At 38.8% G+C, this 25715-nt stretch carries 31 protein-coding genes, 2 pseudogenes and 1 other annotated feature; of the genes and pseudogenes, 9 read left to right on the top strand and 24 right to left on the bottom strand.

Translation table 11 applies throughout. The features are described from left to right. A partial coding sequence (locus ACFX4I_RS24745; protein ID WP_238141571.1) for a hypothetical protein occupies window positions 1-75 on the top strand: 75 nt, incomplete at its 5' end. Between the two features lie 319 nt (window positions 76-394). On the opposite strand, the gene argS is transcribed toward ACFX4I_RS24745, so the two are convergent. From argS to desA, 3 genes are all read right to left on the bottom strand, one after another. Next, window positions 395-2074 (bottom strand): arginine--tRNA ligase, encoded by a 1680-nt coding sequence (gene argS, locus ACFX4I_RS24740; protein ID WP_377423731.1) that lies wholly within the window; start codon window positions 2072-2074, stop codon window positions 395-397. 34 nt (window positions 2075-2108) lie between these two features. Further along, window positions 2109-2327, bottom strand: a binding site (T-box leader). A gap of 65 nt (window positions 2328-2392) precedes the next feature. Next, window positions 2393-2938, bottom strand: a complete 546-nt coding sequence (locus ACFX4I_RS24735) for a response regulator (RefSeq protein ID WP_377423728.1) — start codon at window positions 2936-2938, stop codon at window positions 2393-2395. Window positions 2939-3031: 93 nt separating this feature from the next. Beyond that, window positions 3032-4063, bottom strand: coding sequence for a Delta(5) desaturase DesA (desA, locus tag ACFX4I_RS24730; RefSeq protein ID WP_230303405.1), 1032 nt, complete (start codon window positions 4061-4063; stop codon window positions 3032-3034). 586 nt (window positions 4064-4649) lie between these two features. On the opposite strand from desA, the gene ACFX4I_RS24725 reads away from it, so the two are divergent. Continuing rightward, window positions 4650-6011, top strand: coding sequence for a LysM peptidoglycan-binding domain-containing protein (locus tag ACFX4I_RS24725; protein WP_377423726.1), 1362 nt, complete (start codon window positions 4650-4652; stop codon window positions 6009-6011). A gap of 31 nt (window positions 6012-6042) precedes the next feature. Here ACFX4I_RS24725 and ACFX4I_RS24720 read toward each other — a convergent pair whose 3' ends face one another. Both ACFX4I_RS24720 and ACFX4I_RS24715 read right to left on the bottom strand, forming a co-directional pair. Further along, the gene (locus ACFX4I_RS24720) at window positions 6043-6939 is read right to left on the bottom strand and encodes a DMT family transporter (RefSeq protein WP_377423724.1); all 897 of its coding nucleotides are present in this window, start codon (window positions 6937-6939) and stop codon (window positions 6043-6045) included. 43 nt (window positions 6940-6982) lie between these two features. Further along, entirely contained in the window at window positions 6983-8116 is a 1134-nt protein-coding gene (locus tag ACFX4I_RS24715) for an NADH-dependent flavin oxidoreductase (protein WP_230303402.1), read from the bottom strand. Between the two features lie 136 nt (window positions 8117-8252). On the opposite strand from ACFX4I_RS24715, the gene ACFX4I_RS24710 reads away from it, so the two are divergent. After that, window positions 8253-9119: a LysR family transcriptional regulator gene (locus tag ACFX4I_RS24710; RefSeq protein ID WP_230303401.1), complete on the top strand. Its 867-nt coding sequence runs from the start codon at window positions 8253-8255 to the stop codon at window positions 9117-9119. Window positions 9120-9187: 68 nt separating this feature from the next. On the opposite strand, the gene ACFX4I_RS24705 is transcribed toward ACFX4I_RS24710, so the two are convergent. The 9 genes and pseudogenes from ACFX4I_RS24705 to ACFX4I_RS24665 all read right to left on the bottom strand — a co-directional run bounded on the left by ACFX4I_RS24705 (window position 9188) and on the right by ACFX4I_RS24665 (window position 14344). Next, window positions 9188-9391 (bottom strand): zinc ribbon domain-containing protein, encoded by a 204-nt coding sequence (locus ACFX4I_RS24705; protein ID WP_098373407.1) that lies wholly within the window; start codon window positions 9389-9391, stop codon window positions 9188-9190. A gap of 196 nt (window positions 9392-9587) precedes the next feature. Then, on the bottom strand, window positions 9588-10130 hold the full coding sequence (locus ACFX4I_RS24700) for a hypothetical protein (protein ID WP_377423721.1): 543 nt from the start codon (window positions 10128-10130) through the stop codon (window positions 9588-9590). Between the two features lie 102 nt (window positions 10131-10232). After that, a complete protein-coding gene (locus ACFX4I_RS24695) occupies window positions 10233-10385 on the bottom strand; it encodes a hypothetical protein (protein WP_377423719.1) in 153 nt (50 codons plus the stop codon). Between the two features lie 159 nt (window positions 10386-10544). After that, window positions 10545-11501: an ABC transporter permease gene (locus tag ACFX4I_RS24690; protein WP_377423717.1), complete on the bottom strand. Its 957-nt coding sequence runs from the start codon at window positions 11499-11501 to the stop codon at window positions 10545-10547. Beyond that, on the bottom strand, window positions 11501-12433 hold the full coding sequence (locus ACFX4I_RS24685; RefSeq protein WP_230303396.1) for an ABC transporter ATP-binding protein: 933 nt from the start codon (window positions 12431-12433) through the stop codon (window positions 11501-11503). Before ACFX4I_RS24685 ends, ACFX4I_RS24690 begins: the two co-directional genes overlap by 1 nt. 48 nt (window positions 12434-12481) lie before the next feature. After that, entirely contained in the window at window positions 12482-12685 is a 204-nt protein-coding gene (locus tag ACFX4I_RS24680; protein ID WP_377423715.1) for a hypothetical protein, read from the bottom strand. A 111-nt stretch (window positions 12686-12796) separates the two neighbouring features. Beyond that, window positions 12797-13036 (bottom strand): hypothetical protein, encoded by a 240-nt coding sequence (locus ACFX4I_RS24675; RefSeq protein ID WP_230303394.1) that lies wholly within the window; start codon window positions 13034-13036, stop codon window positions 12797-12799. A 51-nt stretch (window positions 13037-13087) separates the two neighbouring features. Further along, window positions 13088-13585 (bottom strand): annotated as a pseudogene (locus tag ACFX4I_RS24670) (GNAT family N-acetyltransferase). A gap of 105 nt (window positions 13586-13690) precedes the next feature. Further along, window positions 13691-14344, bottom strand: a complete 654-nt coding sequence (locus ACFX4I_RS24665) for an HAD family hydrolase (protein WP_377423712.1) — start codon at window positions 14342-14344, stop codon at window positions 13691-13693. Between the two features lie 291 nt (window positions 14345-14635). Between ACFX4I_RS24665 and ACFX4I_RS24660 the strand changes: the two genes are divergently transcribed. Next, the gene (locus ACFX4I_RS24660) at window positions 14636-15433 is read left to right on the top strand and encodes a peptidoglycan-binding protein (protein ID WP_377423710.1); all 798 of its coding nucleotides are present in this window, start codon (window positions 14636-14638) and stop codon (window positions 15431-15433) included. Between the two features lie 92 nt (window positions 15434-15525). On the opposite strand, the gene ACFX4I_RS24655 is transcribed toward ACFX4I_RS24660, so the two are convergent. Both ACFX4I_RS24655 and ACFX4I_RS24650 read right to left on the bottom strand, forming a co-directional pair. After that, on the bottom strand, window positions 15526-16047 hold the full coding sequence (locus ACFX4I_RS24655; RefSeq protein ID WP_283932175.1) for a GNAT family N-acetyltransferase: 522 nt from the start codon (window positions 16045-16047) through the stop codon (window positions 15526-15528). Window positions 16048-16058: 11 nt separating this feature from the next. After that, entirely contained in the window at window positions 16059-17063 is a 1005-nt protein-coding gene (locus ACFX4I_RS24650) for a phosphotransferase enzyme family protein (protein ID WP_377423708.1), read from the bottom strand. Between the two features lie 264 nt (window positions 17064-17327). On the opposite strand from ACFX4I_RS24650, the gene mntA reads away from it, so the two are divergent. Both mntA and hepT read left to right on the top strand, forming a co-directional pair. Then, window positions 17328-17582 carry a type VII toxin-antitoxin system MntA family adenylyltransferase antitoxin gene (gene mntA / locus ACFX4I_RS24645; protein ID WP_377423705.1) on the top strand — a complete coding sequence of 85 codons (255 nt, stop codon included), beginning with the start codon at window positions 17328-17330 and terminating at the stop codon, window positions 17580-17582. 142 nt (window positions 17583-17724) lie between these two features. Next, window positions 17725-18139 (top strand): annotated as a pseudogene (gene hepT, locus ACFX4I_RS24640) (type VII toxin-antitoxin system HepT family RNase toxin). A 73-nt stretch (window positions 18140-18212) separates the two neighbouring features. Here hepT and ACFX4I_RS24635 read toward each other — a convergent pair. Beyond that, window positions 18213-18428: a hypothetical protein gene (locus ACFX4I_RS24635; protein WP_230303388.1), complete on the bottom strand. Its 216-nt coding sequence runs from the start codon at window positions 18426-18428 to the stop codon at window positions 18213-18215. A 58-nt stretch (window positions 18429-18486) separates the two neighbouring features. After that, a complete protein-coding gene (locus ACFX4I_RS24630; protein WP_214795236.1) occupies window positions 18487-18750 on the bottom strand; it encodes a hypothetical protein in 264 nt (87 codons plus the stop codon). A 336-nt stretch (window positions 18751-19086) separates the two neighbouring features. Here ACFX4I_RS24630 and ACFX4I_RS24625 point away from each other — a divergent pair, with 336 nt between their 5' ends. After that, window positions 19087-19290, top strand: coding sequence for a hypothetical protein (locus tag ACFX4I_RS24625; protein WP_309518410.1), 204 nt, complete (start codon window positions 19087-19089; stop codon window positions 19288-19290). A gap of 135 nt (window positions 19291-19425) precedes the next feature. Here ACFX4I_RS24625 and ACFX4I_RS24620 read toward each other — a convergent pair whose 3' ends face one another. Continuing rightward, window positions 19426-19794, bottom strand: a complete 369-nt coding sequence (locus ACFX4I_RS24620) for a GNAT family N-acetyltransferase (RefSeq protein WP_214795250.1) — start codon at window positions 19792-19794, stop codon at window positions 19426-19428. A gap of 254 nt (window positions 19795-20048) precedes the next feature. On the opposite strand from ACFX4I_RS24620, the gene ACFX4I_RS24615 reads away from it, so the two are divergent. Further along, on the top strand, window positions 20049-20915 hold the full coding sequence (locus tag ACFX4I_RS24615) for an SDR family oxidoreductase (protein WP_309518408.1): 867 nt from the start codon (window positions 20049-20051) through the stop codon (window positions 20913-20915). Window positions 20916-20978: 63 nt separating this feature from the next. Here ACFX4I_RS24615 and ACFX4I_RS24610 read toward each other — a convergent pair whose 3' ends face one another. From ACFX4I_RS24610 to ACFX4I_RS24600, 3 genes are all read right to left on the bottom strand, one after another. After that, a complete protein-coding gene (locus ACFX4I_RS24610) occupies window positions 20979-21398 on the bottom strand; it encodes a VOC family protein (RefSeq protein WP_377423701.1) in 420 nt (139 codons plus the stop codon). 180 nt (window positions 21399-21578) lie between these two features. Continuing rightward, window positions 21579-22235: a Type 1 glutamine amidotransferase-like domain-containing protein gene (locus tag ACFX4I_RS24605; protein ID WP_377423698.1), complete on the bottom strand. Its 657-nt coding sequence runs from the start codon at window positions 22233-22235 to the stop codon at window positions 21579-21581. 50 nt (window positions 22236-22285) lie between these two features. Beyond that, window positions 22286-22420: a hypothetical protein gene (locus ACFX4I_RS24600; RefSeq protein WP_377423695.1), complete on the bottom strand. Its 135-nt coding sequence runs from the start codon at window positions 22418-22420 to the stop codon at window positions 22286-22288. A 174-nt stretch (window positions 22421-22594) separates the two neighbouring features. Between ACFX4I_RS24600 and ACFX4I_RS24595 the strand changes: the two genes are divergently transcribed. Then, window positions 22595-23344, top strand: coding sequence for an IS110 family RNA-guided transposase (locus ACFX4I_RS24595; RefSeq protein WP_377423693.1), 750 nt, complete (start codon window positions 22595-22597; stop codon window positions 23342-23344). An 830-nt stretch (window positions 23345-24174) separates the two neighbouring features. Here the strand turns inward: ACFX4I_RS24595 and ACFX4I_RS24590 are convergent. After that, window positions 24175-24525 carry a hypothetical protein gene (locus ACFX4I_RS24590; RefSeq protein ID WP_377423690.1) on the bottom strand — a complete coding sequence of 117 codons (351 nt, stop codon included), beginning with the start codon at window positions 24523-24525 and terminating at the stop codon, window positions 24175-24177. Between the two features lie 276 nt (window positions 24526-24801). Next, window positions 24802-25560: a hypothetical protein gene (locus ACFX4I_RS26425; protein ID WP_483878227.1), complete on the bottom strand. Its 759-nt coding sequence runs from the start codon at window positions 25558-25560 to the stop codon at window positions 24802-24804. Window positions 25561-25715 lie beyond the last annotated feature (155 nt).

Raw genomic sequence — 25715 nt, 5'->3', positions numbered from 1 at the left:
GCTACATTGATGAAAGAAGCAAGTAATGTTCGCTATCTATCACACATCAAAGCCCTATTCAGCTTGGCTTATTAATTCATCATCGCCGTGACCATGTTCACGGGTACATGCCCTTTATTCCCGTTTGGGAGTAAGGGCATTTTTCATTTCAGAAAAGGCGGGTACCCGTTGAAGGGTCCCGCCATATTTCACTCAATATCACTATGTTTGGAATAAGTAAGCCCGTGGTTTATGGACTCGGTTACTGAATAGTCCAAGCATCATAAAGGCTGGCGAGGAAATCCACGATCAATTCAACGGTGGACTTCGATGTCATCGAGCAGGCGTTTTTCATTATTTAAAGAATCCATTTTGGAAGATCAAAATGGATTTTTTTTTGCAGGGATATTTAAACTTACATTTTATTCGGCGCTGAAATTCCCAATAAACTTAGCGCATCCTTTAATACAATCGAAACGGAAAAAGCGAATGAGAGCTTCATTTGTTTCCATTCATCTTCAACTAAGATTTTCGTATGTGCATAATACTTATTGAATGCACGCGATAAATGCAAGCTGAATTTCGCGATTTGAGATGGATCGGCTTGTTCAAATGATTTTTGGACAATGATCGGGTATTGCTCCAACAGCTGGATGACTGACCACGCATATTCTCCTAAAGCTTCAAAAGTGATGTCCTGCTCTTTAAATTCACCTTTTTCAAGCAATGAGGAAATTCGCGCAAATGTGTACTGTACATATGGACCCGTTTCTCCCTCAAAATTCATCATTTGCTCTAATGAAAAATCAATATCGTTCATGCGGTTATTTTTTAAATCATTAAAGATTACCGCTCCGACACCAACCTGTTTTGCAACTAGTTCTTTCTGTTCAAGCGCATGATTTTTTTCTTCAATATTGCGCTTCGCCGTTTCGATTGCCTCTGCCAATACATCCGCAAGCAGCACGACTTTCCCTTTACGTGTCGACATTTTCTTGCCGTCTTTTAACATCATGCCAAATGCTACGTGCTGCAAATCTTTTGACCAATCATATCCCATTTTTTCAATGACGTTAAAAAGTTGCTTAAAGTGCAGGGATTGTTCGTTTCCGACAACATAAAATGTTTTCTTCGCCCCGTACTGTTTTTTACGATACATGGCTGCAGCCAAATCACGTGTGGCATAAAGTGTCGCCCCATCAGTTTTCGTAATCAAACAAGGCGGCATATCTTCCAATTGCACGACATAGGCACCTTCGGATAGGGTAAGTAAGCCTTTTTCTTTTAGTTCCCCTACAACAGCATCCATTTTGTCATTGTAAAACGCTTCGCCGGCATAGGAATCAAAACGGATGCTCAATAAATCATAAATCGTCTCAAATTCTTTTAATGACGCATCCCTGAACCATTTCCACAATGCCAGTGCTTCCTCGTCCCCATCTTCAAGCGACTTGAAGCTTGCGCGTGCTTGTTCATTCAACGATTCATCCGTTTCAGCTCTTTCATGGAACTTCACATAGATTTTCAATAATTCCTGAATCGGCGAAGCTTCGATTGCCTCTTTATCGCCCCACAGCTTATACGCGACGATCAACTTGCCGAATTGCGTGCCCCAATCTCCTAAATGATTAATACGCACGGCATTGTAGCCATTTTTTTCGGCAATGTTAGCCAGTGCATTCCCTATGACCGTTGAGCGTAAGTGCCCCATGGAAAAAGGCTTGGCAATATTCGGGGATGAGTAATCGATCACGACATTTTCCTGTACAGGCTGCAGTGAACCATACTGATCCTTTTCCCTTAATATCGTTTGCAGCACGTTTTCCGTCACCATCTGTTGATTGACGAAGATATTCAGATAACCACCCACAACGTTCACTTCTTGGATCAACTCACTGTTTAATTGTTGAGCTATTTCAGACGCAATCACTTGAGGCGATTTTTTGAATTTTTTTGCAAGAGTAAAGCACGGAAAGGCGACATCACCTAACTCCACCAATTTAGGCTTTTCCATTAATTTTTCTATTTCACTTGCTGGCATTTCATTGTTCAAAGCATTTGAAATCAATTCTGCAATTGGTTTATTCATCGACATTTTCCCTCCTAAACAAAAAAGCCCCCGCCTCTAAATAAGAGACGAGAGCATGAATTCCCGTGGTACCACTCTAGTTGCCACAAATTGTGACCACTTTCCATTGTTAACGAGGTGACTCCCCGATGTTCCCTACTAAACGTTTCAAGAAATTTCTCCAAAGTGCGCTTCATTCATCCGTCCTGCATTAGGCTCCCACCATCCCTAACTCGCTTTCCATTTCGAAATGAACTACTCTCTTCATCACAGAATTTTCAATATTATAATTTAATCCATCGTACACAATTTAAAAAAGCGTGTCAACAGGATAAGAAACAAATCCTAACCAGCCGGTAACTTCATTTTATCCTTGATGGTCGAAAAATATTTCCTTACTGTCCCTATAGTGTCGCTTTGCTTATTAGACGCTTCCATTTTGGATTGACCATCGGCTAACAGCCCTAACACTCCCATTTCCCGGCCATTATTACTGGGAGACTCATCTATAAGTTCTGGGGAGTATATTCGCTTGCCGTCCATTATGCCGCGAATCGAGCAGGCTAACTCTTCACCCGGGCTATCCTTCAATAAATAACCACTTACATTAGCTTTTAATGCGAGTTGAAAATAACCAGTCCTTCGAAATGTCGTTAGTATGACCACTTTGCATTCAAATGACTTTAATGCTTCTGCTGCCTCAAGTCCGCTCATTAAAGGCATCTCCATATCCATGATACACACATCAGGCTGTAATTGGAGTACAAGGGCCATCGCTTCTTCTCCATTACTGGCTTGCCCGACAATTTCGATATCTTCTTCAAGATTGAGTAGAGAACTTATTGCCTCTAACAGCATTTGCTGATTCTCTGCAATGACAATTCGAATCATTTTAAGTTCTCTCCTTTATCTAGTTCCTTATATGAAGCAAAGACTCCCCAAAATCCAAGGATTAAAAAGGGAGTCTGGAATGATACATGAACGTTACAGTTCAGATTTCACTTGAGCGGAAACGCTTTTTTTCGTTAAATATTTAATGTCTTTGAAGCTAACAAAAGTCTTGGACTCCTCATCCCATAAACGGAAACGGATTGAGCGCAAGCTTGTCGCAAGAGTAATCGTTGGAACGTTCTCTAAAGGCTGCGTATTATTGTGCGCCATTTCCAATTTATAGTTTGGTACCCTTGGACTTAAATGGTGAACATGATGGTAACCGATATTACCAGTAAGGAACTGCATCAGTTTTGGAAGCTTATAAAAAGAACTTCCTTCCACTGCAGCCAATACATATTCCCACTCCTCATTTTCTTCAAAATAAGAGTCCTCGAATGTATGCTGGACGTAAAACAGCCAAATGCCCACTGAACCAGAAATCATGAAGATGGAACCTTGTACCAGAAGGAACGACTGCCAGCCTACTGCCAGGCAAAGCAATGCCACTAAAGCGACGATTATTACATTCGTCAAATACGTATTCATTTTTTCCTTTTTTCTAGCACCTTTACGGTTAAATCTGTTTTTAAGAAGGAACACATAAATTGGTCCCAAACCAAACATAACCAATGGATTGCGATAAAAACGATAGGCAAAACGAAGTTTAAGCGGTGCAGCCAAATACTCATCGACCGTAAGGGTCCAAATATCTCCTGTACCCCGCTTATCCAAATTACCGCTTGTCGCGTGATGCACAGAATGCTCATGCCCCCACTGATCATACGGGAATAAAGTCAAAACACCCATGATCGTACCAACTATTCTATTCGCACGGCGGTTTTTGAAAAATGAATGATGCGTACAATCATGGAAAATAATGAATATTCTTGTCAAGAAGCCTGCAGCAATCACGGCTGGAATTAAAGCTAACCAATAAGAAACGGAAAGACTTATATATGCTAGGTACCATAAAATAATGAACGGCCCCAATGTATTGACGATCTGCCATATACTTTGCTTTGTCGTTGATTGTTCAAAAGGAGCAATTTGTTTTTTCAAGTTTTTCGTATTTTGCAAGGTCATTATTCAATTGCACTTCCTTTTATTTGTCGTTATTTCATATTATATAGAAATCAACCTGAAATTATTAGTACCAGGTGTCATGACTAGAATATGACAAATGTCATGTACAAGTCATTTTCAGCGGCATGCGTAAAAAAGGCAAACCAAAAAAAACTGATTAACCTGTTCATATGTATAGGATTTCGTTATCTTGAAATAACAGGTAGCCTTACTTTAAGAACGGGACTTTCAATATCAGGCTTACAGTCCCCGCAGTAAGCAAAAATAATTCGACCTACCATAGAGTGTTGCTTCAACAGCAGAATCGTCATTCTTTCTAGATACCCTATATTCTTTTATATAGGGCCTTTCCACAATGTACCTCTATTTTATAGCGATTCTCCATAGTAAACTGGTAAAGTTAAATTTTACAAAGGGGAATAAAATAATTGTGAAAAAATTCTTTGGATGTTTTATTATATTAAGCCTTCTTTGTGCATGCCTCTTTCCAACCAATGGTAATTCATCAGGCAAAACCCAATACATAGGTTCTGTGAAAGTGGACAATACAAAAGTTTTTAGTTCTCCTAAATTAGGTACTACTCTATTGAAGACCTTAAAAAAGGGCGAGGAGTTTCCCGTCATTTCTTCTTCCGTTGGGGATTCCGCGGGGCCCATTATCCATAAAGTAAAGGCTGGAAACACATTATGGAAAGTAGCAAATCAATATGGTGTTTCACTAAGTGAGTTACAAAAAGAAAACAAATTAACTTCGACCGAAATAACTGTTGGCCAAAACCTGAAGATTCCCCAGAAATATAAGATCCATAAGGTTGTATCAGGTGATACATTGTGGAAGATTTCTACTAAATATAAGGTAACCACAAGTGATTTGATGAAATTAAACAACTTACATACGGTTACCCTTAAAGTTGGCCAAAAATTGAAGATTCCGGATTATTACTACCAGGTTCAATTGCTTGATGGTAAAAAGGGATGGATAAAGAAATCCCAGCTTCAAAATAAGGCGCAAATACCTATCGTCATGGGCTGGACGCATAATGGATCGAAAGAAAACTACACCCAACAAATTAAACAACCCAATTTAAATGTAGTTTCTCCCCGTTCCTATACGCTGAAGGATTCCGGTAATTTCGTTTCCGTTTCTGCGGATGCAAAATTCGTCCAAAACGCCCATAAACAAGGAAAACAAGTTTGGCAGCTTATCGGTAATCAATTTGACCCTGTTTTAACTGGTTCTGTACTGGGCAATATAAAAAAACGCCAGAAATTAGTTTCAGCTTTACGTGATTCACTTGTTAAAACTAAAAGTGATGGAATAAATGTAGATTTTGAAAACATCGATCCAAAAAATAAGAAGGACTTTGTACTTTTCATAGGCGAACTGAAAAAGGCACTAAAACCGCATGGAATTAAAGTATCTGTGGATGTCACCCGAGAAAATGAAGACCCTTTTTGGTCTAAAAGTCTGGATAGGAATGCACTTGGCCAAATAGCCGACTACATAATCATAATGGGTTATGACGAGCATTGGGGAGGAAGCCCAGTAGCCGGGTCCGTTTCCTCGTTACCTTGGATCAAAGAAGGAACTATGCTTTTAATGAAAGAAGTACCTGCCCATAAGATCATATTGGCTGTACCGTTTTATACGAGAGAATGGGTAACCGATTTATCGACCAAAAAAGTGAAAAGTCATGACCGTACCATGGCTGAGGTCAACAAAATCATTTCATCTCATAAACTTAAAAAGGTATGGGATAAAAAGACTCAACAAAATTACGTGGAGTATACTTCCAACGGGGAAAAGCATCAAATATGGATAGAAGATAAAAAATCGATGAAGCTCCGTATTGACCTGGTAAAACAAAATCATCTAGGCGGTGTATCTGCTTGGTACCTTGGATCGGAAACCCCTGACATTTGGAATGTATATCATTTTAATCAATAGGTTAATAGAAAAGCCATAAAGAAAAAAGGCCTCACATTGTGTGCGGCCTTTTTTGCATGACATCATTTTCAGTCGGTCTTGTCGCCTTTAGTGAATAGAGCACCCCAATAAATATCAATGAAATACCCAAGATTTGAATCCTGTCCGGTTGAAATCCTGAAAGCAGAATATCCAAAAGGATGGCCACTGCCGGATCGACAAAAATCATGAAGGATACTACATTTGTAGGCAAATGCCGGATACTATTAAAAAACAGAAGATACACGACGCCTGTATGGATGATGCCAGTAAGTACAGAATAAAACCATTCGGAAGATTTTAGCGTTGTGTAGACTGAAAAATCGACAAAAGGAATCAGTAATAGAAATCCAATGAACATTTGCAGAAAAGTGGTCGCGTATACACTGGTCTTTGAAATGCTCTTTCCTAAAAGCATGGTTGCTGCATAGAAAAATGCAGCAATGATCCCATAAATGATCCCTTCCCATTCAGGTGTTGATGATCGAAATCCATCTGTTCCCATAATGAATAATGTGCCAATGAAGCAAAGTGAAATGGCCAGGATCGAGAATAAACTCATTTTCTCCCTGAAGATGAAGCTCCCGATAATGAGTACAATGATCGGGGCTAAATGATAGAGCGAAATGGCTATTGTCACGGATATCAGTTCGAAAGATTTAAAGAGGAATATCCAGTTTAACAAGTTGGTCACTGCGCAAAAAATGATAAGCATTACCTCTCTGGAATTCCATATTTCGTTCTTGAAATGTCCTGTAATCATCCATGCTGCACATAAGAAAATGGCAGCACAAATGCAGCGAACAAAAACCAATTCCAATGCCGGAAGTCCTGATAGTTCTGAAAAGAAACCGACTGAACCAAAGATCGTCATGGCTAGAGACAGTTGAAGAAGTGCTATTTTATTCATTTCATTTCCCCTCATTCAATTACCATTTTTTACATTAATACTATCATTTCTCGGGCATGCCGTCACGAGTGATGATATTCGCCCACATTTGATCTGGGATCATTAATGTACACCTGCTATCGCGCGGCAATGTCGTCATGATCTCGTCTTCCCTGCCTTCTTTTATTTTGGCAGCCCAGTCCGGTTCCATCAGTAATTCTCTTCCTAATGCGAAAAGCGGTATATTTTTCTCAAGCACAGCATTTGCTTCCTCTGGAGTATGAATCGATCCGAGTGATATGAAACTGGTCCTGCCAGCGATGATATCGCGGATGATTTCGGTCCTTGTTAACCCCATGTTCAATCCGCTTCTGGGGATGGACCAGACATTTTTAACAGAAAGATGTAAATAGGAAAGCTCTTGACTCGCCAATTTATCTACCAATGCTGCTGTGTCATCCATTTTCAATCCGCCTTCTTCCGGTTCTTCGGGGGAGAAGCGATACCCAATAATGAATTCCTTGTCTGCGTATAAATCACGGATCCGCTTCACCTCCGCGATGACGGCAAGTGGAAAATGCATTCTATTCTCCAAATTCCCGCCCCAATGATCTCTCCGTCTGTTAGAGTGGGGTGAGAAAAACTGCTGAAGGAGATATCCATTCGCTCCATGGATTTCGACGCCATCGAATCCTGAACGTATGGCATGGCGGGTGGCTCTTCCAAAGTCTTGAATAGTGGATAGAATCTCAGTGTGGCTCATTGCCCTTGGAATGTATTCCCTGCCCATTTCTTTATAAACACTTGCAGTGATGCCACTCGGACTAACCATTTTTTCTCCGCCTGTACAGCTTGGAAGGCTCTCGCTTCCGCCATGATGAAGCTGGAGAATGGCTTTTGCACCTTTTGATTTGATTGTTTTTGAAAGCTGTGTGAGTCCTGCGATGCGCTGTTCACCATATACTTTCATTTGCCGGGGAAAGCTTGTAGCAACAGGGGAAATGGCGGCAGCGGCAGTAATGAACATGGCAGGTCCATCTGCCCTTCTTTTATAGTAAGCTAATTCCTGGTCAGAAACCGAGCCATCCCCATGACCAGAATAAGTGGTCATGGGCGCAACTACAATCCTGTTTTTAAGGACCGTTCCATTAGATAGCGTGTACGGTGAAAAAATTTGCTCGTATTTCCGTTTCATCATTTTCCCATCACCCATTCGTATTTTATTTTTGTAATTTTATTGTATTCTCGGCCACACCATAAGTAAAATGAATGTTTTTCATTACTTGGATTAGAGATTCTCATGTATAATTCATTACAAGAAAGGTGTGGGGCATTTGAATTTTTTTCAGCTGGCAGTGTTTTTACATGTTGTTGAATACGGAAGTTTTACGAAAGCGGGAGACCGGATCGGACTGACTCAATCAGGTGTGAGCCATAACATTACAGCGCTTGAAGCGGAGCTTGGTGTGACTTTATTAAAGCGTGACCGAAAAGGTGTAACACTCACGACTGCGGGAGAGCAGGTAATTCCACATATGCGGGCAATCGCTGCCAACCTTGCACATATCGAACAAAAGATTGCAGCTGTGAATGGAATGGAAATCGGGAAAATAACGATTGGCAGTTTTCCAAGCTTCACTGCCAGATTCATACCGCAGCTATTCTCTGCCTTTAAAGAAAAATACCCTAATATCGATTTGCTGATTAATGAAGGTGGATATGAAGAAATCTTAAAATGGATCGAAGAAGGAGCAGTGGACATCGGCTTTGCAGCCAAACCAGTGAAGAACGTGGAATTCATCCATCTGCTAACAGATCCTTTAACAGCTGTCGTATACGAAGACCATCCACTTTCAGGGAAAACCGTAATTAACCTAGAGGACTTCGTAGATGAACCATTCATCATGCTGCGATCCGGATGCGAAACACTCATAGAAGATAGATTCCTGGAAGCCAAACTAAAACCAAACATTTCATACGACATTAAAGACAATCAAACGGTGCTGTCAATGGTAGCAGGAAAATTAGGCATCACGATTATGCCCGACCTTGCATTACCGGAAAAACCCGAACGGATCAAAAGCCTGCCCTTGAATCCGGAACTTTCCCGGGAGATTGGATTGGTCATGAAGTCGTATAAAGACCTTTCACCCGTCGCAAAGGAATTTTCAAAAGTCGTTCAAGACCATTTCACCGGGTAATGAGCTGACATTATGAAAAAAACAAGAATCCCCTTTTCATGAAAAAGGGGATTCTTTTCGTGCAGTGATCATCCGAAGAATAGATCCAGCAGATTACTGCCTGCAGATGATTGCTTATTATAAAACTCCGAATAACCGCAATTCTTGCAATACACAACCGTAAATTGATTATTCTGGACATCGAACATTTTTGACAATCCTGTTCCTGTCATGGCTACGTCCTTCTTGGCAGCATCATTGCTCCCGCATTTCATGCAACCCTTTTCGTTCATGATCCTTCATCTCCCAATCTATAAAAATGATAAATGCTATAAATACCGGTCCAGCACCGTACATAATTAAATATACGGATAAAGTAATGAATGGTTTCAGAACTTACAAAAGATGGATATTAACTCCTTGAACATATTATCGCATCGCTTTCTTAAACGGCCGAACCTCTTAATCGAGGACAATAGAGAAAAAACATTACATGACCTCTGCATCATCCAATCGTATTTCTGCAACCCTTCCACCTTGAACACACCAAAATTCTAAAGTAATATTCCGTTTATGGTCAATGTAGCCGATAATATCCGCTCCCTGTTCATAACTTTTATAATAATGATCTCCATACTTCGAAAGAACGTCCGCTTTCTTACTTCCTAATTTAATACCTTTGCTTGTTTGTAGGGAGTTCTCAAATAGAGCGTCGTCCGTACTTGAAATGATTAACCGCATAATTTTCCCTTTATCTTCGTCTGTATTGATAGAGGCCGTTTTTAACCCGCCTTTCCAATAATAATAATCATATGCGTTATTATTATCTTGATCGATGGGTTCTCCATATTCCCTAATAAACTCTGGACTCGATATGTTATCCAAAACCTTAAATCCCCCGATAGATTCATCGGACAAATCTGTTGATTTTGTCAATTTTTCAGAGAATGCCGAGTACACATAGAAAACTAATGCTGTTCCAATAATAATAAGTACAATTATTAACTTTCGTTTATCATGCATTTTTTCCATCTTTGAATCTACTCCATCTCTATCGGATTATTTCCGTGGTCGAATTTTTTCCGGGTAGGACGCAATTCGATAATGTACTATCCTATTCTGTAAATGAAACTCCTAACTAGCGAACAGGTAGGAACTGATCCCCATTATGAATCCTCCGCCTCTCCCGATCACTACGCCAACAACTGTCCATTGTGAAATGATCATGCCTGTTAGAAATAAAGAGAATCCTATAAGTCCAATTAACAGAACCTGATTTTTTTTCATTTTACACCCCTATGCCCTACTAAATATCCTCATATTATCTTATACGGATAAATTTGGTTAAAGGTTTCACTTTATCAGCAGCAACTGGCTCATGCATTCTATGTTGCATAAGAAAAACCGAAATCAGCTACTGATTTCGGTTTTTCCGGTAAGGATTGTTTAATTAGTGATATCTTTTTTCTGGAAGAAGAAGAAAGTTAGCGCTAAAAAGATAAGGTAATAGATGCCGAGTACACTCATTGAAAATCCAAGTGTAGCTCCATCGAACATTTCCATAGTTCCGGAAATATAGCCCCTTAAATCAAGGTGGGGGAATAAGACGAATTTTAACCACTCGTATTTGCCGATGAATGATTGAATGACCATATTTAATGTTGAGGAAGCAAATAAGATGAAAATGGATATACCTACTGCAAGTGCTTGGTTTTTAAATAATGTGCTTAGCATGAAAGCGATGGTCGTGATGACCAAGAATCCTGGTATCCAGTAAACGATCATGTCTACAAAATATTCGCCGACCACCACCGGACTGAATTCACCGAAAGATGCGGGATCCATGATTTTGTCTGAATACGAGCCATTGCCAAAGAATATCATTCCGATTAGATAACTGAATATAAGCAAGCTCGCAAGTAATAACGCTGCAAATAACAAGGAAGTAATATATTTGGAAAGCAGGATCTTCCAACGTTTATAAGGCCTGATCAACAGTTGTTTAATGGTGCCATCCGAAAATTCCGAGGAAACGAGCGAGCTGCAAACAATAACGACGAATAAAGTGACAAATGATGTTAATGATGTAGTCCATTCCGCCATATAAGTCCAATTAGTGTTCAAGTCAGGGTTTATATTATCAGCCAACAGTTGCTTGTTGAGATTGATCTCGTCCATGATCGCGGCTTTTTCATCTTCACTGATTTCCTTAGCTTCCAAAGCCTTTTCCTGTTCTTGTATATCTGCCTTTAATTCTTGCTTCCAATCTTTACCCGTTTCTTCGGGACTTAATTTATAATCGATGACTGCAGCCCCTAATGCTGCCAATAAAAGAAAAGCGATGAATATATAAGTTGATATTTTTGAAAAGATTTTCATCCATTCATTTTTTACTAAGGACATCATACAGACTCCCTCATTTCCTGCTCAGTGATTTCAAAGAATTTGTCTTCCAGTGATTTTCTAGTAATGCCAATTTCATAGACATCCAGTTGATTTTCAATAAAACTCCTATTTATATTGGCCGTTTGTTCACGTGCTGCCGATACGGAGATTGTCTTCGCATCATATTTCAGAATCGTAATATCCCTAAACTGTTCTTGAAGGATTTTTTTAGCTAGCTCCCCATCACTGACAGTGAATGAAACTTCATTGATCGTTTCGGTTTTTTCATCTAAAATATGTTCTTTCGTATGTATCAGTTTTCCCTTTTCGATAACGGCAAAACTATCGCACATCAATTGCATTTCAGATAGTAAATGTGATGAAATCAATATCCCGACGCCTTCACTCGCAAGTACTTTCAAATAATCCCGAAACTCGCGAATCCCTTGTGGATCCAAGCCATTCGTCGGTTCATCAAAAATCAATAACGACGGTTTATGTAAAATGGCCTGTGCCACGCCAAGGCGCTGACGCATCCCTAATGAATAGGTTTTAACCTTCTTATCGATGGCATGATCCAGTTTGACAAGCTTGATGACCTCTTCTATTCTCTCATTGGATATATCATTGGATGACATTCGGGCATAATGCAGGATATTCTTTCTGCCTGTCATATACTTATAAAACTCCGGGTTTTCAACAATGGCCCCCAATTGATTCATCGCACCTTCGAAATCATTATCGAGGTCACTGCCATTGATCATCACAGTACCGCCCGTACGATTGATGAGACCTGTAATCATACGGATGATAGTGGTCTTACCAGCCCCATTCGGACCAAGCAAACCAAATATTTCATTACTTTTTATTTCAAAGCTAACATTGTCTACAATGGTTGCTTTTCCAATTTTTTTAGTTAAGGATTGAACCTTAAGAACCGATTCAGACATATAATACCTTCCTTTTTTCATTTTTTCCAAAATCACACAAATCCTACATTACCATATTATGCATATTATTACTATACTGATATTCTTCCATTTGGATATATTCACAGCTGCAATCAATAGATTTGAATTTTGCCGTTCTTTTACCCCATGATCATTTCCCGTCCGATCCTTATTGCGCAATAACATCAAACTCTCATCAAAGCCCTTCGTCGGCGTCAACTTCCCGCCCCCATTTACATAAAACAATGCCATCACTTTTTCCTCTAAACAGCAACAACTCCTATGTATCGTTTTCTTTTAATACGTTTTTGTTTGAATAAAGTTCCAGGGTTATTTTATTTAATTAGGAAAATTTACGGATGATCACAAGTTAAGCAATATATAGGTAAAGCCGATAGAAATGGCCAGCCCCACTGCAAAAAGAAGGATCTTTCTAAGAATGGATGGTAAAAGCTTATATATCATCATTAAAATTACATCGATGAAATTCGTTGATATTCCGGAGCTGAGCTCTTTGATCTCTTTCTTTTTGCCAAAAACTGCGAACCACATTACAAAAAGACCACATAAAATAAAAATGACGGAAAAAATCTTATATCCCATTGTATGTCACCCATTTCCTCATAGGTTAAACGATATTGTTATATTCTTATCTTAACTGGGGTTTCCTGATTCAAGTTTCAAAATGAATTCTTCAACCTCTTCCCCTCTTGCATGGGAATACCCTTTGTCTTCATCGAATCTTTAAATCCGCATTTTTCCAGCACCCTGATGGATGCGGGATTCTCCTTGGCTGCGCGAGCATAAAGAAGGCGGACTTTTATTTTCGGCAAAAAATTGAGCAGTGCTTCTGTAGCTATTCCTTTTCCCCAATATTGCTTCCCGATCCAATAACTCACTTCAGGGTTACCAAACTGTTCAAACTTGAGAATGCTGCCCGCAACACATGATTATGGTCATTTTTTGAATATCCCGGTTCGATATGATGTTCTTCCAGTGTGTCAAAAAAGCCACTTTGTCTGATGGATCCTTAGATGTGAAAGCAGCCATATAGTTTGCGGCAGGATCTAGTTGCTGCTCGAAAAAGATAGGAAGATCACTCTCCTTGACCTCCCGCAGCCGGACTCTTTCGTCATTGGTTTGCAATCCCATAATGTCACCATCCCCACCAATTCATTAAAAACCGGAAAAACCGAAAACTCTGCCATCTTCGGCGTAGTTTCATTCCTTTATCATACTATAATTTCCTTCGAACACTTATTGCTCAATATGTTTGATAACGTCAGACAAGCTCTTATCCCCCATTGATCGGAGACGTAAATGATGATTTCCAAAAGCTAAAGCTTCCGTCACGGGATTAGGAACGATTACACACTTTAATCCTGCAGTCAGGGCCGCTTGAAGCCCATTTAACGAATCTTCAAATGCTACGGCCTCTGTGGGCCGAATGCCCAGTACTTCCATTGCCAATACATACAAATCAGGAGCAGGTTTTACTTTTTCAACATCATCCCCTGTGATAAGAACTTCAAAATAGTTTAACAGTCCAAGTTTCCCCAAATGATGAGTGACCCACTCTTTTGTCGAGCTTGAAGCGAGGGCGATTTTATATCCACTTTTTTTTGCTTCTTCTAAATAATCCTTTACACCTTCACGTGCCTGTGATGTTATCATTTTGACTTCATGAAGGCTTTTTGCTCTGGATTCAATTTCTTCAATATTACAACTTTCCCCCAACTGATCCTTGAAATACTGATTAAGTTCAGTATTATCCGTTCCGATACATTTAACAAAATGTTCAAGAGGCAAATCAGATTTATAAAAAGCCATCGTTTCTTTATAAGCCTCATACCAAGCCGTTTCTGTGTCTAAAATTAAACCATCAAAGTCGAAAATAACTGCTTTAATCATAATGATTTCCTCCATTAACCTTGAAATGGAATTTCTATTAACATAAACGTACATGAATGAATTCCCTTGTTCAACCAAACGGTTCCGTTCGTTCCACGGGAAGTTCGATCTCTTTCCATAATTAGTTAATCACTAAGGATATGGTAACCCGATGTCCGCCTCATTTCTTTTCTTTCTGTTACATGTTTTAACAATTACTTAGTGCCTTCGCGGTGTTTTTCCTTAACTGCGCCTAAAAGAGTGATAGTTTAACGAATGGTTTAATTGCAGGAAACAACGAGGAGGATAAACATGAAAAAAATTTTATTAACGATCCTAACGGCTTCTGTATTCATTCTAGGAGTTTGCATCCCAACAAAAGGCGAAGCCGCTGCCTTGGATCGCACACTTTCATTTGGAATGAGTAATGGCGATGTTAAAGACTTACAAGAATTATTACTGACAAAAGGGGTTTTTCCCTATCATGAAGCAACAGGTTACTTCGGACCGATTACAAAAGAATCCGTAAAGAAGTTTCAGGAAAAATCAGGACTGAAAGTCGATGGAATAGCAGGAACACAAACGAATCAGAAAATACAGGTACTAAAAAGCGGGGATATGGGAAGACCTGTAGCTGAACTGCAAAGATTATTGAAGGCCTGGGATGCTTACACATCAACGATCGATGGCATTTATGGAACAGGTACAAAGCAAGCCGTCATCAACTTTCAAAAGCAAAAGGGATTATCCGCTGATGGAATAGCCGGTGCACGGACCTTCAGTAAATTAAAAGAAAGAGCAAGTTCAGCAAGCTCTGCCGTTAAAGAAATAACAGTAACAAGTACAGCATATACAGCGAGCTGCCAGGGATGCTCAGGCACTACAAGAATGGGCGTTGACCTAAAAAAATATGATGATGCCAAACTGATAGCAGTCGATCCGAACGTGATTCCGCTAGGCTCCATCGTTGAAGTCGAAGGCTATGGACGAGCAATCGCTGCAGATACGGGCGGTGCCATCAAAGGAAACAGAATCGATGTATTCATCGCGGGTGAAGCTGATGCTTTAACGTGGGGAAGAAAGCAAGTGAACGTGAAGATAATTAAATGATGCGTGACATACACATCGTTTTCATATAAAAATAGATACATAACCAAACCGAGAGAGCATGTATTGAATCAATTCATGCTCTTTTGGTCTGTTCAAACCATTTTGTACATGATGATATCATCGACGTATTCACGTTCGCTCATCTTGAATTCCTTTATTTTACGGCCTTCTTCAACAAATCCCATCTTTTTATACAGTGATATTGCCCGCTGATTTGTTGAAAAAACTCCCAAGCTCACCTTTTCAATGAACGGATTTGCTTCTGCCCATTCCAATAATGCTTTTATAAGCTCTTCTCCAATTCCTTTCCCTCTGTAATCTTTCCTGATCATCATTCCAAATGAGCCCTTGTGAGACATTCTCTTCCTATTTTCCGATTGAAATCCTATCCATCCAATCACTTCACCATTTATTTCGGCCGCGATGATGGTTTCTCGTTCATTTTCCAATAACCTTCGTATCCAATCCCTTTGTTGTTCTGGTGTTTTATTGAACTCCTCCGATACCGTAATAAAATACTCTCCTTCGGAAATAACGGAATTCTGTACATCAAAAACCGCTTCTGCATCTTCCAATTCACCGGTCCGAATGATGTAATTTTTCATTTCTGACATTCCAATCCCCCTTAATGAACCATGTTCGGATCGAAGTGAACAATAGGACGGCTTTCCATGATTCTTTGTTCGATATTTTTGACGGTTTTGAATAATTGACCATCCGCATTCTTCAAATCATACTTTTTATGAAAAAAATTATATAACGTTAGATCCCTTAACTTTAAAAATAGAGGAATCGTTTCGTATTCTTCAGGTGCCAGGATATTTTCCGTCTCATAGCCTTTTATGAATTCCCTCATGAACTTGGCGGCATATTCATCGAGCCCTTTTATCCCTTCACGTTCCAAGCTCCATATCAGATAGTACAGAGGTATGGCCAAATCGCTGGCAAACCAGTGATAAGAACAGTCATCAAAGTCAAAAACATGAATCTTTCCCTCATGAAAATGGAAATTGCCGTTATGTATATCAGAATGGATCAATCCAAAATTATCTTGATGAACTGGAAGGGCATTTAATTTCTTCTTGATTAATTCTTGTTGGTGCATCAATTGCTCTGGGACACCGGATTGGTAGAGTTCGGCATTCAATAGTTCCTCTTCATGCCAATCCAGCCTTTTATATTTTGTTTCAGGCTGATAATTTTTTGTTTGTTTATGCATTTGGCCAATCGTTCTTCCCCATTCAAAAAATAAAGGTTCATCGAAATTTTCATCGGTGACTTTCATCCTTACACCAGGGGCTTTTTCAAACAGGCAACAATAAAATTCCGTACCATCCGAACCCTTTACAATTTCAACCAAGTTATTTTCTTTCGAAGAGAGGACTTTAGGAATTTCACTACTATTATTCTGTAAATATTCAATCCACTTTAACTCAGCAAGTACTTGACCTTTTGTACGATGTGATTGATGTGTCATTCTTAAGATGTATGGCGTTCCATCCCTGTAAACCTCAAATACATAGTTCTCTGCATCTCCAAGTTTAACCTGATCCCCAGCATCCACTTGAAAAAAATGCCCAGCCCATTTCACCAATTCCTTAGAAAAAATCCGCTCTACCGACGCTTCCATGATCTTCACTCCTTAATGATATGGCTAACTTTATTAATAAAAACGATTTATACTATGCTTTATACGATACTAAAATGCCTTTTCCCTTTATTTGTATATCATTCTTTTTTTATAAATCTTTGGACTATGCTCCCTTCCCTGAAGCAGAGCTCGCTCTTCAGCCTACCTTAAATGAATCCATATTTTTCATAGGATTCTTTATGGCCAGTACAAAGGAAAACTAATGTTTGGTATACTCTGCTTATTATCATTAGGGAGTGTGTTATGAAAACAGAGATGTTTCAAAGTATCCAAAAGTTCCTAATAGACAAAATTGATCCTTCCTTTATCGTCGTATTTGGTTCTTACGCGAAGAACACTACACATAGGGATAGTGACATCGATGTGGAGTTCTACAGTCAAGATTCATCACATATTACATATGAGTTATTTTTATTGGCACAGGAACTGGCAGATATCCTGAAAATAGATGTGGACCTGATTAATCTAAGGACAGCATCAACCGTTTTTCAGGCATAAATAGACACAACCGGCAATGTGATTTATTCAAAAGATGACACACTTCTAAAAAACCAACAAATGATTGCTCTTAGCATGTACGCTAAATTGAATGAGGAACGTGAAATTATCTTAAAAAAAATAGGGGAAAGTGGGTCCATTTATGGAGAATGATGTGATTTTGAACAAAATCAGTGTAATCGAGCGTTGCATGAACCGCGTTAAGGTTGTATACGCGAATAATCCCGAAAACCTAAAGGACTATACGAAACAAGATTCCATCATCCTTAATACAACGTGCATGCGAATCCTCGATTGACCTGGCCATGCATATTGTAGCTGATCAAAGACTCGGGTTGCCTCAATCAAGCCGGGATGCTTTTGATATGCTGAAGGATCATTCGGTTATTGATGAAGATATAGCTAGACGCTTAAAAGCTATGGTTGGATTTAGAAACATTGCTGTTCATGATTACCAAGACATTAATTTAGACATTTTAGAACAAATCGTAGTGAATCATCTCAGTGATTTCACTGCTTTTACAAAACAAAACCTGAATTTCCTAGGCATGCGGTGAAAGAGGGATCCAACGAAGAGCTCTTGCTTTTTCATACTTCAAAAAAAAAACGCCCTATAGGGCGCGTCCAAAATCAAGTTTCCTTTTCTTCTTCATTCGCTATTTTATTGAACTTCAAGATCGTTTCTTCAATTACTGGATTATTGAATCCCTCTTGGATGGCTGATTGTACAAATTTATCTTCACCATTCATTTCATCCCAAGCATTAACTCTGTGATCTGGGTCATTATTATGCTCTGAACCTTGCCAAGTATTTGATTTGCCGTTTTGTTCCTCGTTATTTGACAACTATCTTCACCTCTTAAACATAGTAGAGTTCTTATCAATCGCAGAAAAAGTTAACTTTTTAAAAATCTTCCTTGATTGAAATGGGTGAACCCGTTGAGGTATGTTGATTAACCCAGTCAAGCGACACTTTTGAAACGGCATTCCACTCAGGTATTTGGGCTTTATGTTGTTCCACCCAGCTCATGCAATATTGCGGGTCTATATTGCCTTCTTGCGATTTCGCCAAGAATGACTGAATTGTGGTTTCGGTACAGTTTTCCCATGATCCACATGTATCCTGCCAAATATGTTCCATTTTCATTTGTATATTTTCGTTAGCCATTGGGTTTCCTCCTTAAATGAATGTTACTTTTTGATATCTTAATTAAGTATGTCCAAGGCTAAATAAATCATTACAAAAATTTTCAAATAGGTCTTTTCAGCGAGAGAATGAATTTACAGTTGTAAAAATGATGAATAAACTGATTCCGATGAACAAATCCGCCAGCACCAATAACTAAAATAATTGCCTTCTTCAATCTCTTTTCCACCCTTATACAGCCAATTGTATTGAAACAAACCAAAATAAGGACGTTCGTTCAAATTCAAATAACTTTCAGTTGCTGAAAAATGTGTAGTTCAATATACTTTTTCAAAGGAATTGGATTCGTTATTATACTTGCAATATAATCGTGCCAATTTCTATATGTTGTTGAATTTGATGGGTTTGGAGCATTTATATTTAAGTTTGAATCGTTTACTCGTGAATTTTAAGCATTTACTCGTGAGTTTTAGCGATTTACTCGTGAATTTAGCCTGTTTACTCGTGAGTTTTAGCGATTTACTCGTGAATTTCACGCTTTTACTCGTGAATTTATTTTAAATGATCTAATTACGAAAAATGTTTATAACCCAATACACATCGTGGACAGTGTGTCTTACATTCACTTCATTACTACTTTTGTTCTCCAACATAAAAAAAGCTGATTACTCAGCTCTTCTCCATCGCTATTTCCACTCACAGCGTTTTTCTAAATGAGTAGCACCATTTATCATAATCTAATTTCTCTTCATAGAAACGGTGGGCATCGTTTCGCCGGATTCCAGATTCCAATGCCACATATGCAGCTCCGTTTTCTTTTGCCCAGTTATGTATATAATTTAATAACTTCTCTCCATATCCAAATGAACGGTGGGCAGAATCTGTTACAAGGTCATAAATAAACACGTGACGTTTATTATAAAAGTTCACTCTCCAGCTTAAACCAGCCAGAGATACAACCTGGTTATCTTTATATAATGCAAACAAACAGTACCCATCTTTCCTCATTTCTTCAAGTAACTCCAGATATGTTTTTTGAGTTAAGTCAGTACGCAGCTGATTCATGATTGGAAAGGCTTCTAACCATTGTTCTTTATTTGTTAATTTTTGTATTGTTTCTATCGAATTCACTTTAACACCCCTGAAAGTTTCATTAGAATGTATTTCAACTTCCAACACCGTAATTCCTTCCTTACTGAATTGCTTCGATATTTTTGTAATCGCTTGCAGAAGTAATCGATGGCAATCATGATGTTTAACCGTACTTTTTAACGGCTAAAGTATGACTAGATCAATAGTATAAGAGGAGGAGATTTTCTTTGAATATATATGAACAGCAAAAAAACGGACAGCCCGGACAAACACAGGAAAGACAACCTGGCATTGAATCTGAGATGAATCCACTTCCGATTCAGCCAAAGGATTACATAGGAAGCGGTAAGCTAAAGGACCGCGTTGCCTTGATTACAGGCGGAGATAGCGGCATCGGACGTGCGGTTGCCATTGCTTATGCAAAGGAAGGCGCCCATGTGGTTGTGAATTATTTAGATGAGCACGGTGATGCCGAGGAAACAAAGCAACTGATTGAAGCGGAAGGCGTTCGCTGCCTCTTGCTTCCAAGTGACGTTTCCGTGGAGGCGAATTGTAAGGAATTGATTACGAAGACTTTGGATGAGTTTGGAAAGCTGGACATCCTCGTCAATAATGCCGCGGTGCAATACCCTACGGAAAACATTGAGGATATCACGGACGAGCAATGGGACAAAACGTTCCGCACCAATATTTATTCAGTTTTTTACATGAGCAAGCACGCGGTTCCTCATATGAAACAAGGCAACTCGGTCATCAACACAACATCGATCAACCCCTATAGAGGACATGCAACTTTGATGGACTATACAGCAACAAAAGGGGCAATCGTCGGATTCACACGCAGCCTTGCACAGAATGTGGCTAAAAAAGGGATCAGGGTCAATATGGTGGCACCAGGCCCGATTTGGACTCCGCTCATCCCGGCGACGTTCGACGAACAATCCGTTGCCGAGTTCGGTACCGAGGCACCACTTGGCCGCCCTGGGCAGCCGGCAGATCATGCAGGCGCCTATGTGCTGCTGGCATCTGATGAAGGTGCTTATATAACGGGACAGTGCATTCACATCAATGGCGGGATCACGATGTCCTCATAAACCCAAAACGACCGAAAAGCATGGTGCTTTTCGGTCGTTTTCATTCCATTGCTGATTCGAAATTTAATTTCCTATGCCAGGCGAATTCATTAAAACTACTCTCCAACCATCCGGATCTTCAATGGTCACTCCAGATTTTTCCCAATATGGATTTTCCGGAGAAACCGGTTCATAGCCCATACCTTTCAATCTATTCGTGATATCCTCAATGATTTTACGTTCAGGAATATAAAAGACAAGCAGATTATCTTGTGATGGGGCAGGACAAGGACTGCCATCTTTATGTTGTGTAAACTCCAGATGATAGCTGGAATCAGGAAGCCCAATCATGATGCCGTCATATCCCTCATGCCCTTCAAAAGAACCGATTTTTTTCAAGCCTAATCCTTCACAATAGAAGTTTACAACCTTTTTTAGTTGATCAGTAGGACGTGCAACCCGGATTTGCGCTACTTTCATTTCAGTTGGCCATTTACTTTCCATTGTCCCATCCCTCTCTGTATATCGAATTTGTTGGAAGGCCTTTAATTGAGTTCATTGACTCAACTTTGAATTACGCTAACAATTAGCCTTTATAGCTGACCTGTCCAATTTCAACCATTTCCTTCAGTCCCCCCGCCAACCTGCTCCAATTTTGGGAAAGCACCTGCTTGTCTTTAAGACTTAGGAGTTCACAATTTCCTTTTTCATATTTTGAAAGGAATAGATATCGTTTGTAACTTTAAATGGTTCCCCGTTCTTGGAGAAAATTGCACTTCCATTTGGTATTGCATATATCTTTCGTTCATTTGATAGGGGAATTAATTCTCCATCTATATTATCCTCGTAATGGACCTCAACACTAAACCAGACTAACCCCAAGCCCTTGATCACTATCGTTTCTGGATAGTCTTTATCTTTTGTTATTATGCAATCTTTGCAGAAAGCTAATGAACCCGCACTATATCCAATGATTAAACCTTGAAAGTCTTTGATAATTGGGGCAAGTCCTTTTTCTTCTATTACATGGATTAACCTTTCTGGCTTCCCACCAATAAAATAAAGAATATCATGTTCAATTATAGACTTTTTCATTTCTTTGTCTGAAAGGTCTTCGTTTAATAATTCAATACTTACATTCTCCATTATTGAAAAGGCTTGTTTGATACTTGCCATCCAACTTTCATACCTGGAATTGTCGGTTGCAAAAGGGATTATCAAAATCTTAGCTTCAGGTTTAATCATTTTTGAAAGTTCCAGGAACACTTCACCTAATTCATTATTCGTCTGATTTCCGCCACCAATAAAACAAATATCCATATATGTTCCCCATTTATTCACATGCTATTCTCTTAAAATATTCTATGTAAAAATGATAATACCTTTATATGTCACTGCTCTTCAGCCCGTTGGCTTTCGGGCTTCCCTAACTTTTTCATCAATTTGCGAATATCCTCTGGTTTATTTTGAATAGTTCCATGAAATCTAGGTTCACCACGACCAGAATCAGCAATCGCTTTGGTCATAATGTTACTACCAAAAATAAAAAAACAAGTGTAGAGCTACACACGAAAAGGAGCCGATATTATGAAGGATGTTCAAAAATTTGTTGGTTTAGACGTATCTAAAGATTCAATTGCTGGCTACTTCGCGCTGGAGAGCTTACTTCTGTATGGGTTCCAGATGAAGATCATGAAGCATTGAGAGACTTAATTCGCGCTCGTCATGATGCTCGTGAGGATTTACAAAGTTCTCGCCAGAGACTTGTTCACTTCTTACTTCGTCATGGAATACGTCCTCCGCAAGGAGTTCGAAATTGGTCCGTAAAACATCGTGAATGGTTAAAACGATTAACATTTGAAAGAGCTTCTCAACGTATTGTTTTTCAAGAATATCTTCATGCAATCAATGAGGTTGAAGATCGTATGAAACGAATCGAAGCTCAGATCCATGAAGAAGCCCTTCAAAGTGAACATGCTCCGGTAATTCAAGCTCTTCAAACATTAAGAGGAGTCGCAGAAGTCACAGCTGTTACTTTGGTAGCTGAAATTGGACAGTTTTCTCGCTTTTCAAACCCAAGACAACTGATGTCCTATGCTGGACTTGTTCCAAAGGAATACTCGAGTGGGTCTAGTCGTTGGCAAGGTTCCATTACGAAAACCGGAAACTCCCAAATTCGTCGTTCCATAGTAGAAGTTTGTTGGTCTTATCGCCATCGACCATCTCTTAAAGGTGAATTGCTTAAACGTCAAGAAGGTCAAGATCCAGAGGCAAAACGTATTGCTTGGAAGGCTCAACACCGTCTTCATATGAAATATCATCGCATCTCTGCTAAAGGAAAAGGTGGAAAAGTAGCTGTTGTTGCAGTAGCCAGAGAATTACTTGGTTTTATTTGGGCTATCGGTTGTGCCATTGAGGATAAGCAAGTAAGTGTATCGAATGTTGCTTAAGTAGATCGAAAGTAAGATTATGTAATAAATGATTTTATCGAATCATAATTTTGTGATTTAGAATTGAAGATTTGGCTCGAAGGCAAACCCCCGGGAAGGAGAACCCTCATGTGCAACTATGCACTAGGTCTAGGGACTGAACGTGCGCCGTTAGTCCGAGGCAGCTCCGTGACGGATGGAGTGAAATGTGGTAACCAACCCACGCATATCAGTTTGTATACCACCGTCAACGTTTTTGCCTTCGTGCCAAGTTTTTAAGGTTATCCTTGTTCAACTTTTAGAATTGTATCCATTTCGATTTAGCTTATCAAGGGAAAGTGCGCCCTTGACAAGCTAAATCCGAAAGGATATTTGGTTTATAAGTTGAACAAGGAATAACTCTATTCATAGCTGAATGAAACACCATTTAAAAACATTTAGGTGTGGTGGGTTGACAGTTTCGTTCATATCAGTTGCATAAGACCAATTGTAGAGTTCACAAAAAAATGTGCGGTTATAAGGGTTTATAGTGCTGTACATTATATAGTGGAGGTCTAAAATGCAGTTTCAGACCTCTCTGAAGGCCTCTAACAACAAAAAAAGAGCGTGACCACACGCTCTACAATGTGTAACATTGTTTTATAAAACCAGTCATATCAACATCTTTGATGATTTTTGATACTTTAAATAAAATTAAAGGGTAAGCCTTTTATGTATCCTTGACTTATAAATCCATTGAGAAATTGATATAATTCTTCTAATATCAAAAATTGTACATTCTAAAAGCCACCAATGGCCGGCCTTCTTATGGCGCTAACCTGTGTTAAACAGAAGATATCTTGGAAAAAATATTACTCTTCTGATGGACTAACAAATAAAGAATCGGTTTGAGAGATTATACATAGCTTTTTTCCTTCTTTTTCATAGATTGTCAATGCCCCTTCTTGTGATTTTTTATCCCACCCCCATAATTTAATAACCGTTAAATAATAAAGTGGAAGTCCATTTTCTTCGGAAGCTGGACCCCATTTATATTCTTCATACATCTTTTTAGCGTCTTTATTTAATAATTTGGCCCCTAATGGTATTGGGAATCCTTTATTGATTGCTGAATCACGATAAGATAAGAAAAAATAACTAAACATTGAAACTAAAATAACTATACTAATAACAAGAATAATAGCTTTTTTCTTTATAAACACAAAAATCCCCACCTTTTTTACAGCCCTGAAAGTGCTACTTGTTTTTTAAAATTTAATCTCCCTCTTCGAACTTTATATTTAAATACAATTTTAATCCACATATCGGTAATAACCTACTTCAATAACCTGTCCCATTAGCTGTATAAGGGTGATTTTCGTTTGAATATGACAGTTCGATAATTTTTAAAATCATACTTTAAAAAGGCAGCCAATTGTCGGCCTTATTATGAAGCTAACGCACCCGTTAGTTCTATAAGAAAAAGTCCAATTTATAATTTACTTCTTAAAAACCAAAACATCTTTTTCCGCGACTCCATTTGTAATAAACCCACCTATTAATTTAACTATTTTACTGTCTTCATCAAATTTTACCTTATATTTTTGCTCTTCGTATATTTCAATACGTGGAGTTACATCAAATATGCTAACCTCTGAAAGCATATTGTTTTCATAGAAGTATTCCTCGTAGTAAAGGTCTGCGTACTCCTGTGTACCACATACGCTACGTTCATACTTAACAATTTTCCCATTATCATAAGTACATTTGGACACCACATCAATGTGACCCATATTATCAAACTCTACTCCAAGAACAATATCATCGGAGTAAATCAAGAATTCTTCATCATAACGGCTAACTGGAGTGGTAAACTCATTTACACCTTTTACCCTTATCAATCTATTGTCTGCATCGAAACCGTATTCATAAGAATATTTCCCAAAATCGGGTTTTCTTTTAAGTAGTTTACCTCTTTTAATATTTCCTACGATTAAATCAAGTACCAGACTTGGACAATAATATCCTCTGTGAAGTGTTTCTCCACCTTTTGAATACTCAAAAGTGACAATTTCCTTTTCTTTTGAATTCTGTAATTGGGAAAGTTTACTCGCAAACTCATTTCTAATGCTTACTAACTCTGAGATAATATCTTCGAACGAGTTTAATTTATCTTTGTCGATTTTAATATTTGAATTTTTTATTTCTTCCATCGCTGATTGTTGCAATTCATTCAGCATACGTTTAAAATCACCCATTTTATCAACCCTTATAACTTTTTACAATTCATTAATTGCCTTTATTATTATTATTTACTTTTTGTTTATCGGTTAATAAACTATCCTGCCCCGTTCGTATTATAAAGGTCAGCCAGTTATTTCTGGTTGACCATTTTTTATATCGATATATGATA

Origin of the sequence: Peribacillus sp. YIM B13472, from assembly GCF_042788005.1 — a bacterium.
In the GTDB taxonomy this organism is placed as follows: Bacteria; Bacillota; Bacilli; order Bacillales; family DSM-1321; genus Peribacillus; species Peribacillus simplex_E.
Note: the sequence above shows the minus strand (reverse complement) of the source record. Positions and strands in the feature narration are given on the sequence as shown.

Bases quoted from the DNA above. Each gene is read 5' to 3' on its own strand.
- argS (WP_377423731.1), bottom strand. From the start codon at position 2,074: ATGTCGATGAATAAACCAATTGCAGAATTGATTTCAAATGCTTTGAAC.
- ACFX4I_RS24735 (WP_377423728.1), bottom strand. From the start codon at position 2,938: ATGATTCGAATTGTCATTGCAGAGAATCAGCAAATGCTGTTAGAGGCA.
- desA (WP_230303405.1), bottom strand. From the start codon at position 4,063: ATGACCTTGCAAAATACGAAAAACTTGAAAAAACAAATTGCTCCTTTT.
- ACFX4I_RS24720 (WP_377423724.1), bottom strand. From the start codon at position 6,939: ATGAATAAAATAGCACTTCTTCAACTGTCTCTAGCCATGACGATCTTT.
- ACFX4I_RS24715 (WP_230303402.1), bottom strand. From the start codon at position 8,116: ATGATGAAACGGAAATACGAGCAAATTTTTTCACCGTACACGCTATCT.
- ACFX4I_RS24705 (WP_098373407.1), bottom strand. From the start codon at position 9,391: ATGAACGAAAAGGGTTGCATGAAATGCGGGAGCAATGATGCTGCCAAG.
- ACFX4I_RS24700 (WP_377423721.1), bottom strand. From the start codon at position 10,130: ATGGAAAAAATGCATGATAAACGAAAGTTAATAATTGTACTTATTATT.
- ACFX4I_RS24695 (WP_377423719.1), bottom strand. From the start codon at position 10,385: ATGAAAAAAAATCAGGTTCTGTTAATTGGACTTATAGGATTCTCTTTA.
- ACFX4I_RS24690 (WP_377423717.1), bottom strand. From the start codon at position 11,501: ATGTCCTTAGTAAAAAATGAATGGATGAAAATCTTTTCAAAAATATCA.
- ACFX4I_RS24685 (WP_230303396.1), bottom strand. From the start codon at position 12,433: ATGTCTGAATCGGTTCTTAAGGTTCAATCCTTAACTAAAAAAATTGGA.
- ACFX4I_RS24680 (WP_377423715.1), bottom strand. From the start codon at position 12,685: ATGGCATTGTTTTATGTAAATGGGGGCGGGAAGTTGACGCCGACGAAG.
- ACFX4I_RS24675 (WP_230303394.1), bottom strand. From the start codon at position 13,036: ATGGGATATAAGATTTTTTCCGTCATTTTTATTTTATGTGGTCTTTTT.
- ACFX4I_RS24665 (WP_377423712.1), bottom strand. From the start codon at position 14,344: ATGATTAAAGCAGTTATTTTCGACTTTGATGGTTTAATTTTAGACACA.
- ACFX4I_RS24660 (WP_377423710.1), top strand. From the start codon at position 14,636: ATGAAAAAAATTTTATTAACGATCCTAACGGCTTCTGTATTCATTCTA.
- ACFX4I_RS24655 (WP_283932175.1), bottom strand. From the start codon at position 16,047: ATGTCAGAAATGAAAAATTACATCATTCGGACCGGTGAATTGGAAGAT.
- ACFX4I_RS24650 (WP_377423708.1), bottom strand. From the start codon at position 17,063: ATGGAAGCGTCGGTAGAGCGGATTTTTTCTAAGGAATTGGTGAAATGG.
- mntA (WP_377423705.1), top strand. From the start codon at position 17,328: ATGAAAACAGAGATGTTTCAAAGTATCCAAAAGTTCCTAATAGACAAA.
- ACFX4I_RS24630 (WP_214795236.1), bottom strand. From the start codon at position 18,750: ATGGCTAACGAAAATATACAAATGAAAATGGAACATATTTGGCAGGAT.
- ACFX4I_RS24620 (WP_214795250.1), bottom strand. From the start codon at position 19,794: ATGAATCAGCTGCGTACTGACTTAACTCAAAAAACATATCTGGAGTTA.
- ACFX4I_RS24610 (WP_377423701.1), bottom strand. From the start codon at position 21,398: ATGGAAAGTAAATGGCCAACTGAAATGAAAGTAGCGCAAATCCGGGTT.
- ACFX4I_RS24600 (WP_377423695.1), bottom strand. From the start codon at position 22,420: ATGACCAAAGCGATTGCTGATTCTGGTCGTGGTGAACCTAGATTTCAT.
- ACFX4I_RS26425 (WP_483878227.1), bottom strand. From the start codon at position 25,560: ATGGGTGATTTTAAACGTATGCTGAATGAATTGCAACAATCAGCGATG.